Raw genomic sequence first — 11,049 nt, 5'->3', positions numbered from 1 at the left:
GAGCGTGCCGCCGGCAGCAATGCGCTGCTCAAGGACGGCGCCACGCTCGTCACCGAAGCGGCCGACATTCTGGGCGCGCTGGCACCGCTGGCTGGCACTCGCCCGCCAAGGACCATGCCGCTCGCCGAGGCGCCCGACTTGTCGGCAATGCCGCCGCCCGGCGAAGACGAACGCGCCGACGTGCTGGAAGCGCTCGGCCCGACGCCGATCGCGGTCGACGAGATCATCCGCCACACAGGCCTGAGCGCCGCGCAGATCGCCATGGTGCTCTTGGAGCTCGACCTCGCCGGACGCCTCGAGCGCCATGCCGGCGGGAATGTGTCGCTCGTGGCGTGAACCCGGCTGCTCCGACCTGCGGCTTCAGCGTTAGCGGAACAAATATTTGGACACTTCAGGATTGCCGCGGCGCCACATCACGTTGTCCAGAAAATAGTGGTGCACGTTGATGAAGATCAGCACGATGAAGAAGAACAGCGAGGACCCGAGGACTTGCTTGTCGTAGGGGATCAAGGCGGTCATCGCCATCGGCATAAGCCAGAAGCCGAGATATCCGAGCGCACCACCCCCGACGATGAATCCCAGAACCCTAAGCCTGTAGAGAGGTCCGAGAAAGGACAGTACCTTCGGTTGCGGATTTTGTGCGGCATCCGCGACGTCGCGCTCGACGTTCGTCTGGTAGCGCCAGACCACGGCCAGATACTGCAGCGAGTGGAGCGCCGGCACCACTAGCAGCCAGAGCGGGTTTATCCTCGCAATCAGGATCCACAGATAGAGCGACGCGACATAGGCTACGATGCCGTTATACGGCAGCGCATGACCATTTCTGTGCCAGCGGTTGATCAGCATCAGAACCGTGGCCGCCGTCGAGGCGACGGCCGCTAGCAGGGCGATGTTGGTTATCCAGGAAGGGACCGCGAATGTGTAATATTCCAGGCCGTAATATTTCCCTTGGGTCACCGCCGTGTTCGTCTGGAGCCATGCCAGGATCCACACGACATAGCTGTTGACCAGCAGCACCTTCTTGTCACGATTGTCGAAGAATTTACGCTTCAGGACGGCGTCGACCATCAGCATGCCGTAGCCTTGCTTGACGTAGTGCCAACCGACGAAGAAGAACATGGCGTTGGCTGCGTATCCCAGCAGCTGAGTGTCCGCCCTTGCCGCGCCATATGCAAAGAACGCGGCCATGATCAGGGGGACGACGATGCCCGCGAAAATGTAGCGAAGCTGCAGGCTCTTCTCGTATCCGTTGCCCCTCACCTTGCGCCCGAAATTGCGATAGAAAATCTGGTACGAGTGGGCGAAGTGGGGGTAGTTGACCAGATATGCCACGACGACCATGGTTGCAGCGACGAGGCCTTCATATTCGAGCGGCACCAGGAACAGGATGGGCAGGATCAGAAACGCGCTGCCGCCGAGCATGAGGAAATCGGCGACCGGGCCAAAGAGATATTTGCCAGGCAGCGTCGCCGCTTTAGCGGCTGAAGCATCCACCGAAAGGTCAAGTGCCATGGTCGAGCTCTCCTTCGGGAAGAATCGACCTTAGCCGCCACCCCGCCTGGCGACAAGGTTGGGGTGCCGCTCCAGCCTTTGCCGACGTCTCGATCCCCAGTTAGATGGAAAACTGAACGCGTTTCGGCGACTGCAGCTCGCGCCCCATCTTTGCCGCCTGAAAGATCGTCAGCAAGACCAGGATCGGCTCACCGTCTGTCGGATTGACGGTCAGGGCCACGCGGCCGAGTTCGTCACTCATGGCGCAAGTCCAGTCTTTGACGGCGATCACCTTCTTCTCGGGCAACTTATCCTCCCCTTGGGCCGCCATCCTGACGCTACCTGCCAGGTTGCACGGAACCAGGCATGGCGCGGCCGGCCCACACCGGATCGATCCTACTCGCCGGGCAACCATGGCCCCGGCGGAATTCGAACACAAGCAATCGCGAATGTAAAAGCAACCGATCAGCCGGCAGTATCAGAGGGCACCGTCAAGTTGTATGATCCAGCAGCCTGGTTGCGACGGTTTCACGGCGATGCTCTGAATTGGCGCGATCGATGCCGTCTACGGTGATCGCGAACATCCCGTTTTCGATCCTTGCTATCCAGCTCTTTGCCTTCAGATACCAAAGATGAAATTCCAGATGTTCTCGCGGGCAGCCTGACAAGCGTTCGAGCTCTTCATCGCCGATGCCAGGATTGTTGACGTCCTGTCGACGTTTTACATAGAGAAGCGACAGCAGCTTGGCCTGGATGACAACGTCCCGTTCAAGCCCTTTGGCATCGCTGGCTTCTTCGGCGAGATCGCGGCGAACGCTCAAATGGTCTCTATATTGGACATCGTATTGGGCGCGTTTGACTGGATCCTTGAGCGTATTGTGGGCTTCTACGATTTCGCTGAAGCGTGACTCATTGCCGGTATCCCGATTGTCGGGATGGTAGCGCATGGCAAAGTAACGAAATATCCGCTCGATCGTTTCCGAATTCGCGTTCGGGCTGATCTCGAGCAGCTCATAGTAGTCAACGAACATAGTGGTGATTCCACAGAATCGATATTGCGACACCACTCCCCAACGGCAGCATCGCGCAACCGTCCTGCCCGCGCAAGCCGCCTGCCGAGCATGAGTGACTCCCCGCAAGCGATCTTGCGGAACCTGACAATCAGAACTCACGGAGGCTGTTGAGCCTAGGCGGAAGGCAGCAGCGGCGCCGGAGGGTCGCTTTGGGAAGAACTCGCCGGGCGAGGCCCCCAACAACGGCCTTCAAGCCCGACGAGCTGCCGGGGATCAAGCCGGCCATGTCTGGGTGCAAAGCCGATGCCAAGCATTCCCGTCCTGAAATGAGACAGGAAGACCAGATGCCGCTGGTCGGGTCGTTTCGGCTGCCGGCTTTTTCCTTGCCAATCAGTTAGCCTCAGCTAAGCCGGGGCGTGAAAAGCGGTCTGCCCGTTTCGCAGCCGAAACCTTATATCTTTGAAATGGCCCGGATATTTGGTGAGCGCGATGGGATTCGAACCCATGACCTACTGATTAAAAGTCAGTTGCTCTACCGGCTGAGCTACGCGCTCCCGCGGGCTCAAAACGCCGCCCTCGAAATTGCGCGGAACATAGGGAGAGTGCCGCGACCGGTCAACCGGAAAAACACCAGCTTCCAAGGCGGATTTTGAACGGATTCCAAAGGAGCGGTTAAGGTGCCCGGGAGAAGCTTTCGGTGCCTCCGCCGATCACCCGGACCCGGGCCGCTTCAGAAAGCCCTACGATAACAATACGTTGATCGAGAAGCGGGAACCATTGCAACCGAGACCCGTTTCGCAACACAGGGACGATTACCAACCCTCGAGGAGTACATCGATGAAAAGGATCGCATCAGGCCTGATGGCAGCCGCCCTCTCGGCGTCGTTCATCGCGGCGGAGATGGTGCCGGTCAACGCACTGCCAGCTTATGTGCCACAATCCCAGGGCCTCTCGTCGGATGTCCAGACCGTGCAGTATCGGGATTGGAGGCGACACCGCAGCTTCAACCGCGATTTCTCGCGTCGGGACGGCGTCGTCTACTGGAACGGCCATCGCGGCTACCGTGAATATCGCCGCGGCTATCGCCGGCATGGCGATTATTGGTTCCCGCTCGCTGCCTTCGCCACCGGCGCGCTGATTACTGGCGCCATCATCAACAGCCAGAACCGCGTCTATCGTGGCGGCGATGCGCATGTGCAGTGGTGCTATGACCGCTATCGGTCTTATCGCGCCTCGGACAACACCTTCCAGCCCTACAACGGCCCGCGTCAGCAGTGCGTTTCGCCCTACTGACAGCCTCCAGTCAGTATCCAGGGTCGTTGACCGAGCCCGTGCCGCAAGGCACGGGCTCTCTGTTCATTCAGCTGGCCCAGTTGACGCTTTTCAATATCAGGTACAGGCCCCCGCCTTCCCCTCGCGGTGAGCGATAGGCTCCGAGCGCGTTGCAAATCCGAACCATGGCACCGGTCAGTCCCCAACCAAGCGCTTCGAGGTCATCGGCCACGTCGAGCACATAAGCCTGCGCCAGTTCGTCTATGCCCTTCTCCTCGCCGAATGACCGAGCCAGTTTGGCGTCGCTGAGGAGGTCGCCCGGCAAATTTGAATTTGCCCAAGCCCAGAGCCAGTTGTCCGCCTTGGCGCTTGTAGAGCCGGCAATCTGTATGCGGGCGACCACCTTGACGACGCCATCTGCCGAAAAAAGCAGTTTTCCGGTCGTTAAGTCATAGTCGTAGCGCTGCCAGCTGCCGAGGCGGAATTCATCCTCCAAACGATGGTTCTTGGCGTTCAACTGATCGAAAGCCTCGTCACGCCATGCGGGATACCAATCCGGATGCTTCATGCCCCCTCGCCTTGCCGTGTCTCCCGCGCGCCTCATTGCACGCTCAGCGTCCTGCGCACTGCGTCGCGCCAGCCACTCAGCTTGGCGGAACGGGTGGCGGCGTCCATATCCGGCTTGAAGCGCTTATCGAGAGCCCAGGTCTTGGCAAACTCCTTCGCCTTCGGCCACACGCCGGCTTTGGATCCGGCGAGCCAGGCGGCACCCAGCGCGGTCGTTTCCAGGATGGTCGGCCGATCGACCGGCGCGTCGAGGATGTCGGCCAACCTCTGCATGGTCCAATCCGATGCGACCATGCCGCCGTCGACCCGCAGGACGGTCTTGGCGGAAGCGCCCTTCCAATCCTTGCGCATGGCGTCGAGCAGGTCGCGCGTCTGGAAGGCGACGGATTCGAGCGCCGCGCGCGCGAACTCGGCCGGGCCCGAATTGCGCGTCAGGCCGAAGATCGCGCCGCGGGCATCCGCGTCCCAGTGCGGCGCGCCGAGGCCGACAAAGGCCGGCACCAGATAGACTTGTTGCGCCGGATCGGCGGTCCCGGCGAGCGCACCGCTCTGCTCGGCCTTGCCGATCACCTTGATGCCGTCGCGCAGCCATTGCACGGCGGCACCCGCAATGAAGATCGAGCCCTCCAGCGCATAGGTGGTCTTGCCGTTCAACCGATAGGCGATGGTGGTCAAGAGCCGGTTCTTCGAGCGCACCAGATCGGCGCCGGTGTTCAGCAGCGCGAAGCAGCCGGTGCCGTAGGTGGACTTCATCATGCCCGGCTCGAAACAGGCCTGGCCGATGGTCGCTGCGTGCTGGTCGCCGGCGACCCCGAGAATCCTCATCTCGGCGCCGAAAAGGCTCTTTTCTGTGACACCGAAATCATCGGCGCAGTCCTTCACCTGCGGCAGGACCGCGGCCGGTATGTTCAGGATGGACAGCAGCTCGTCGTCCCAGACATTCTTCTCGATGTTGTAGACCAGCGTGCGCGAGGCGTTGGTGGCATCGGTGGCGTGTACCTTGCCGCCGGTCAGGCGCCAGATGAGAAAACTGTCGATCGTGCCGGCGAGCAATTCGCCTTTCTCGGCGCGCTTTCTCGCGCCCTTCACCTTGTCCAGCATCCAGGCGATCTTGGTGCCGGAGAAATAGGGATCGAGCAGCAGCCCGGTCTTTTTCGTGAACGTCTTCTCCAGCCCTTGCTTCTTGAGCTTCTGGCAAAGCGGCGCGGTTCGTCTGTCCTGCCACACAATCGCGTTGTGGATCGGTTTTCCCGTCGCCTTGTCCCAGATGACCACCGTCTCGCGCTGGTTGGTGATGCCGATCGCGGCCATATCCGATGCTGCGCAACCGGCAGCCTTCAGCGCCGCCTTCACTGTCGCGAGCACGCTTGCCCAAATGTCTTCCGGATCATGCTCGACCCAGCCGGAAGCCGGATAATGCTGCGTGAATTCCTGCTGGCCCGTGCCGGCGACTTTCATTTCGCTGTCGAAGACGATCGCCCTGGTCGAGGTCGTTCCCTGGTCGATGGCCAGCACAAAACCGCTCATTCCGTCCCTCCACTTCTCATGCAACAGGGGAGACGGCCAAGCCGCCTCCCCTGCATTTCCTACACAGGCTCGCGGGCCTGCGTCATGCAGTTACTGCTGCTGCCAGCTCTTCACCAACTCGTCGTAGTTGATGGTGATCGGCTTTTCCTTTTCGTTCTCGATCTTCAACTGCGGCGCAAGGTTGCCCTTCGAGACCGCGTCCTTGTTCCAGTATTCGAGATCATGCTCTTCGGCCATCTTCGGGCCGATATCGCCCTGGACGCCCGACTTTTCGATGCGGCTCATGACCTTTTCCTGCTCGGCGCAAAGCGAGTCCATCGCTTCCTGCGCGGTCTTGGCGCCCGACGACGCATCGCCGATCGCCTGCCACCAGAGCTGAGCGAGCTTCGGATAGTCAGGCACGTTGGTGCCGGTCGGCGACCACTGGACGCGGGCCGGCGAGCGGTAGAACTCGATCAGGCCGCCGAGCTTCGGAGCGCGCTCGGTGAAGCTCTTGTCGTGGATCGTGCTCTCGCGGATGAAGGTCAAGCCGACATGGCTCTTCTTCACGTCGACGGTCTTCGAGGTGACGAACTGGGCGTAAAGCCAGGCGGCCTTGGCGCGGTCGGTCGGCGTCGACTTCATCAACGTCCAGGAACCCACGTCCTGGTAGCCGAGCTTCATGCCGTCCTTCCAGTAGACACCATGCGGCGACGGCGCCATGCGCCACTTCGGCGTGCCGTCGTCGTTCAGCACCGCCTTGGCGCTGGCGTCGACCATCGAGGCGGTGAAAGCGGTGTACCAGAAGATCTGCTGGGCCACCCCACCCTGCGCCGGAACCGGGCCGGATTCGGAGAAGGTCATGCCCTGCGCTTCGGCCGGAGCGTAGGCCTTCAGCCAGTCGAGGTATTTCTGGATCGAGTAGACGGCAGCCGGACCATTCGTGTCGCCGCCGCGCGCGGTGCAGGAGCCCACGGGCCGCGAATTCTCGTCGACCTTGATCCCCCATTCGTCCACCGGCAGGCCGTTCGGAATGCCCTTGTCGCCGTTGCCGGCCATGGACAGCCAGGCGTCGGTGAACCGCCAGCCGAGCGACGGGTCCTTCTTACCGTAGTCCATGTGGCCGTAGACCTTCTTGCCGTCGATCTCGCGGCCGGTGAAGAACGCGGCGATGTCCTCATAGGCCGACCAGTTGACGGGAACGCCGAGGTCGTAGCCGTACTTGGCCTTGAAGTCGGCCTTGTTCTTCTCGTCGTTGAACCAGTCGTAGCGGAACCAGTAGAGGTTCGCGAACTGCTGGTCCGGCAGCTGATAGAGCTTCTTGTCGGGCGCCGTCGTGAACGAGGTGCCGATGAAGTCCTTCAGGTCGAGATTCGGATTGGTGACGTCCTTGCCGTCGCCTTCCATCCAGTCGGTCAGGTTGCGCACCTGCTGGTAGCGCCAGTGCGTGCCGATCAGGTCGGAATCGTTGACCCAGCCGTCATAGAGGTTCTGACCGGTCTGCATCTGGGTCTGGATCTTCTCGACCACATCACCTTCCTGGATCGTGTCGTGGGTGACCTTGATGCCGGTGATGGCCGAGAAGGCCGGCGCCAGCACCTGCGATTCATAGGAATGGGTGGCGATGGTTTCCGACACGACCTTGATGTCCATGCCGGCAAACGGCTTGGCTGCGTCGATGAACCACTGCATTTCCTTTTCCTGATCGGCGCGCGAAAGCGTCGACAGATCACCTATCTCCTTGTCGAGAAAAGCTTTTGCCTCGTCCATACCGGCATAGGCGTTACCTACGCCCAGCAATAGTGCAATGGCTGTCGTTGATGTAAAAATTTGCCGTCGCATGTGTTTCCTCCAGTCTTAGGTTGCAAGTGCGATCTGGAGCGGCCGCCGGCACGCGGCCGCTCCAACTATTTCCCCCTCTATACGTATCGGAATACGCCGATCGCGTAGACCACGGAGAGAGCGAGAGCCCACCACAGGTTGGGTCCAACGAGACCCAGCCAAGCGAGATGGATAAAGGCGCTGCCGAGCAGCGACAGGAAGAGGCGGTCGCCGCGCGTCGTTTCGAAGCGCAGGATCCCAACGCGCGGGTTGCCGCCCGGCGAGGCATATTCCCAGGCCGCCATGCCGACCAGCAGCAGCAATACCGTTCCGAAGAAAGCCGCTGTCGGCAACGTCCACGCCATCCAGGAGAAGTCGAGGTTCATCGATCACACCCTCCCCAGGGCGAAGCCCTTGGCGATATAGTTGCGCACAAACCAGATCACCAGCGCGCCGGGGATCAGCGTCAGCACGCCGGCCGCGGCGAGCAGCCCCCAGTCCATGCCGGCGGCCGAGACGGTGCGGGTCATGGTGGCCGCGATCGGCTTGGCGTCGGTCGTCGTCAGCGTGCGGGCGATCAGAAGCTCCACCCAAGAGAACATGAAGCAGAAGAAGCAGGCGACGCCGATGCCGCTCGCGATCAGTGGCATGAAGATCTTTACGAAGAAGCGCGGGAAGGAATAGCCGTCGATATAGGCGGTCTCGTCGATCTCCTTCGGCACCCCGGACATGAAGCCTTCCAGGATCCATACCGCCAGCGGCACGTTGAACAGGCAGTGCGCCAGCGCCACGGCGATATGGGTGTCGATCAGGCCGAAGGCCGAATAGAGCTGGAAGAACGGCAGGGCAAACACCGCCGGCGGCGCCATGCGGTTCGTCAACAGCCAGAAGAACAGGTGCTTGTCGCCGAGGAAGCGGTAGCGCGAGAAGGCGTAGGCCGCGGGCAGCGCCACGGCCACCGAGATCACCATGTTCATCACCACATAGGTGATCGAATTGATGTAGCCCGAATACCAGGACGCATCGGTGAAGATGGTGCGGTAATTTGCCAGCGTCGGATTGTGCGGGAACAGCGTCAGCGACGACACGATCTCCGCATTGGTCTTGAAGCTCATGTTGATGAGCCAGTAGATCGGCAGCAGCAGCACGACGATGTAGAGCGTCGGCACAATCCACCACCAGCGCGATTCCTCGCCCCGGCGCCGCATCAGCTTCGCCACCTCGTCCTGCGAAAGGGTGCTGCCTACCTCGGTGACCGCCGCTTCGCTTACGCGTGTCGTCTCGTTTGCGCTCGCCATCTCAGCGCTCCGCGTCGTAGTTGGTCATCACGGTGTAGAACACCCACGACAACAACAGGATGATCAGGAAATAGACCAGCGACATGGCCGCCGCCGGACCGAGATCGAACTGACCGAGCGCCATCTTGACGAGGTCGATCGACAGGAAGGTGGTCGAATTGCCGGGACCGCCGCCGGTGACGACGAAGGGCTCGGTATAGATCATGAAGGAGTCCATGAAGCGCAGCAGCACCGCGATCAGCAGCACGCGCTGCATCTTCGGCAGCTGGATGTGGCGGAACACCGCCCAGCGCGAGGCGCCGTCGATCTTGGCCGCCTGGTAGAAGGCGTCCGGGATCGAAACCAGGCCGGCATAGCAGAGCAGCACGACCAGGCTCGTCCAGTGCCAGACGTCCATGATGATGACGGTGACCCACGCGTCGATCGGATCCTGGACATAATTGTAGTCGATACCGAATGCGTTGACGTAGTAGCCGAGCAGGCCGATGTCGTTGCGGCCGAACACCTGCCAGATCGTGCCGACGACGTTCCATGGGATGAGCAGCGGCAGCGCCATCAGCACCAGGCAGACCGGCACGCCCCAGCCCTTCTTCGGCATGTTGAGCGCGATGAAGATGCCGAGCGGCACCTCGATCGCCAGGATGATGAAGGAGAAGATCAGGTTGCGCGCCATCGCTTCCCAGAAGCGGTCGGACGCCAGCAACTCCTCGAACCACTCGGTGCCGGCCCAGAAGAAGACGTTGTTGCCGAACGTGTCCTGCACCGAATAGTTGACGACGGTCATCAGCGGGATGACGGCCGAGAAGGCCACCAGCACCAACACCGGCAGGACGAGGAACCAGGCTTTGTTGTTCCAGGTCTTTTCCATCTACGCCCCCATCTCGACGCGCCATGAATCGGCATAGATGTTGATGCCGGCCGGATCGAAGCGGACCTTGGGTTCGGTCGGCACCTCATCGTCCTCGCCGATGACGGCGGCGATCTCTTTGCCCTCGAGATTGGCGCGAACCACCTTATGGCGGCCAACATCCTCGACCTTGCTGACTGACACCGCCATGCCTTCGCGGCCGAGCCGGACATATTCGGGACGGATGCCGAGCTCGACCGGACCGGCTTCGGCCTTGGGTGCGCCCGGCAGTTCGATGCGCTGCGAGCCGAGCAACGCCGTCCTGCCTTCGAGCGCAACCGGAAGCACATTCATGCCCGGCGAACCGATGAAATAGCCGACGAAGGTGTGGCGCGGCCGCTCGAACAGCTCGGCCGGCGTGCCGATCTGCACGATCTCGCCGTCATACATGACCACGACGCGGTCGGCGAAAGTCAGCGCTTCAGTCTGGTCGTGCGTGACGTAGACCATGGTGTAGCCGAAGCGGCGATGCAGTTGCTTGAGCTGCGAACGCAGCACCCATTTCATATGCGGATCGATGACGGTGAGCGGCTCGTCGAACAGGATGGCGTTGACGTCCGAGCGCACCAGTCCTCGACCGAGCGAGATCTTCTGCTTCTGGTCGGCGGTCAGCCGGCGCGCCTTCCGGTTCGCCATCGAGGCGAGATCGATCATGTCGAGCGTCTCGCGCACCTTGCGGTCGACATCGGCCTCCGGCACGCGGCGGTTGCGCAGCGGAAAGGCCAGATTGTCGTAGACGGTCATGGTGTCGTAGATGACCGGGAATTGGAACACCTGGGCGATATTGCGCTCCTGCGTCGACAGATTGGTCACGTTCCGGCCGTTGAACAGGAGCTGGCCGTGCGAGGGATGGAGCAGCCCCGAAATGATGTTGAGCAAGGTAGTCTTGCCGCAGCCGGACGGCCCGAGCAGCGCATAGGCGCCGCCGTCCTCGAAGGTGTGATGCACCTCCTTCAGCGCGAAATCCGAATCCTTCTTTGGATTGGTCAGGTAGGAGTGGCGGATGTGGTTGACGTCGATGCGTGCCATCGCTTCCTCCTCAGGCCGCCAGCTTCGACGCAGTCACCGCGCCGCCGTTCTGGTCGAAGACCATGATGTGGCGCGGGTCGATGAACACCTCGACCTCGTCGTCGGTCTCGAAATCGAGGATGCCGTGCGCGAGCATCACCCAGCG

The 11,049-nt window shown here is 61.4% G+C and carries 11 protein-coding genes, 1 tRNA gene and 2 pseudogenes; 2 read left to right on the top strand and 12 right to left on the bottom strand.

Going from position 1 to position 11,049, the window contains the following annotated elements; all coding sequences use genetic code 11:
- Window positions 1-336 (top strand): annotated as a pseudogene (locus EOA32_RS25870) (DNA-protecting protein DprA); the annotation flags it as partial.
- 30 nt (window positions 337-366) lie between these two features.
- Here the strand turns inward: EOA32_RS25870 and EOA32_RS25865 are convergent.
- The 4 genes from EOA32_RS25865 to EOA32_RS25850 all read right to left on the bottom strand — a co-directional run bounded on the left by EOA32_RS25865 (window position 367) and on the right by EOA32_RS25850 (window position 3,058).
- A complete protein-coding gene (locus tag EOA32_RS25865; protein WP_095777747.1) occupies window positions 367-1,512 on the bottom strand; it encodes a hypothetical protein in 1,146 nt (381 codons plus the stop codon).
- Between the two features lie 100 nt (window positions 1,513-1,612).
- Window positions 1,613-1,798, bottom strand: a complete 186-nt coding sequence (locus EOA32_RS25860) for a hypothetical protein (RefSeq protein ID WP_066992556.1) — start codon at window positions 1,796-1,798, stop codon at window positions 1,613-1,615.
- Between the two features lie 184 nt (window positions 1,799-1,982).
- The gene (locus EOA32_RS25855; protein WP_128373223.1) at window positions 1,983-2,522 is read right to left on the bottom strand and encodes a J domain-containing protein; all 540 of its coding nucleotides are present in this window, start codon (window positions 2,520-2,522) and stop codon (window positions 1,983-1,985) included.
- Window positions 2,523-2,982: 460 nt separating this feature from the next.
- Window positions 2,983-3,058, bottom strand: a tRNA-Lys gene (locus EOA32_RS25850).
- Window positions 3,059-3,341: 283 nt separating this feature from the next.
- Here EOA32_RS25850 and EOA32_RS25845 point away from each other — a divergent pair.
- Window positions 3,342-3,797, top strand: coding sequence for a BA14K family protein (locus EOA32_RS25845; protein WP_128373222.1), 456 nt, complete (start codon window positions 3,342-3,344; stop codon window positions 3,795-3,797).
- Between the two features lie 67 nt (window positions 3,798-3,864).
- Here EOA32_RS25845 and EOA32_RS25840 read toward each other — a convergent pair whose 3' ends face one another.
- The 8 genes and pseudogenes from EOA32_RS25840 to EOA32_RS40810 form a co-directional block, all read right to left on the bottom strand.
- The gene (locus tag EOA32_RS25840) at window positions 3,865-4,344 is read right to left on the bottom strand and encodes a DUF6882 domain-containing protein (protein ID WP_066992548.1); all 480 of its coding nucleotides are present in this window, start codon (window positions 4,342-4,344) and stop codon (window positions 3,865-3,867) included.
- A 32-nt stretch (window positions 4,345-4,376) separates the two neighbouring features.
- Window positions 4,377-5,870, bottom strand: coding sequence for a glycerol kinase GlpK (gene glpK, locus EOA32_RS25835; RefSeq protein WP_128373221.1), 1,494 nt, complete (start codon window positions 5,868-5,870; stop codon window positions 4,377-4,379).
- A 90-nt stretch (window positions 5,871-5,960) separates the two neighbouring features.
- Window positions 5,961-7,691: an ABC transporter substrate-binding protein gene (locus EOA32_RS25830; protein WP_066992542.1), complete on the bottom strand. Its 1,731-nt coding sequence runs from the start codon at window positions 7,689-7,691 to the stop codon at window positions 5,961-5,963.
- Window positions 7,692-7,768: 77 nt separating this feature from the next.
- Window positions 7,769-8,056, bottom strand: a complete 288-nt coding sequence (locus tag EOA32_RS25825) for a DUF2160 domain-containing protein (protein ID WP_067319787.1) — start codon at window positions 8,054-8,056, stop codon at window positions 7,769-7,771.
- 3 nt (window positions 8,057-8,059) lie between these two features.
- Window positions 8,060-8,968: a carbohydrate ABC transporter permease gene (locus EOA32_RS25820; RefSeq protein ID WP_066992537.1), complete on the bottom strand. Its 909-nt coding sequence runs from the start codon at window positions 8,966-8,968 to the stop codon at window positions 8,060-8,062.
- Between the two features lies 1 nt (window position 8,969).
- Window positions 8,970-9,836, bottom strand: coding sequence for a sugar ABC transporter permease (locus EOA32_RS25815; protein WP_128373220.1), 867 nt, complete (start codon window positions 9,834-9,836; stop codon window positions 8,970-8,972).
- The gene (locus EOA32_RS25810; protein WP_128373219.1) at window positions 9,837-10,904 is read right to left on the bottom strand and encodes an ABC transporter ATP-binding protein; all 1,068 of its coding nucleotides are present in this window, start codon (window positions 10,902-10,904) and stop codon (window positions 9,837-9,839) included.
- Between the two features lie 10 nt (window positions 10,905-10,914).
- Window positions 10,915-11,049 (bottom strand): annotated as a pseudogene (locus tag EOA32_RS40810) (ABC transporter ATP-binding protein); the annotation flags it as partial.

The organism is Mesorhizobium sp. M1A.F.Ca.ET.072.01.1.1, assembly GCF_004023325.1.
Taxonomy (GTDB): Bacteria; Pseudomonadota; Alphaproteobacteria; order Rhizobiales; family Rhizobiaceae; genus Mesorhizobium.
Note: the sequence above shows the minus strand (reverse complement) of the source record. Positions and strands in the feature narration are given on the sequence as shown.

Excerpts from the sequence above, each read along its gene's own strand:
- EOA32_RS25865 (WP_095777747.1), bottom strand. The coding sequence starts at position 1,512 with ATGGCACTTGACCTTTCGGTGGATGCTTCAGCCGCTAAAGCGGCGACG.
- EOA32_RS25855 (WP_128373223.1), bottom strand. The coding sequence starts at position 2,522 with ATGTTCGTTGACTACTATGAGCTGCTCGAGATCAGCCCGAACGCGAAT.
- EOA32_RS25845 (WP_128373222.1), top strand. The coding sequence starts at position 3,342 with ATGAAAAGGATCGCATCAGGCCTGATGGCAGCCGCCCTCTCGGCGTCG.
- EOA32_RS25840 (WP_066992548.1), bottom strand. The coding sequence starts at position 4,344 with ATGAAGCATCCGGATTGGTATCCCGCATGGCGTGACGAGGCTTTCGAT.
- glpK (WP_128373221.1), bottom strand. The coding sequence starts at position 5,870 with ATGAGCGGTTTTGTGCTGGCCATCGACCAGGGAACGACCTCGACCAGG.
- EOA32_RS25830 (WP_066992542.1), bottom strand. The coding sequence starts at position 7,691 with ATGCGACGGCAAATTTTTACATCAACGACAGCCATTGCACTATTGCTG.
- EOA32_RS25825 (WP_067319787.1), bottom strand. The coding sequence starts at position 8,056 with ATGAACCTCGACTTCTCCTGGATGGCGTGGACGTTGCCGACAGCGGCT.
- EOA32_RS25820 (WP_066992537.1), bottom strand. The coding sequence starts at position 8,968 with ATGGCGAGCGCAAACGAGACGACACGCGTAAGCGAAGCGGCGGTCACC.
- EOA32_RS25815 (WP_128373220.1), bottom strand. The coding sequence starts at position 9,836 with ATGGAAAAGACCTGGAACAACAAAGCCTGGTTCCTCGTCCTGCCGGTG.
- EOA32_RS25810 (WP_128373219.1), bottom strand. The coding sequence starts at position 10,904 with ATGGCACGCATCGACGTCAACCACATCCGCCACTCCTACCTGACCAAT.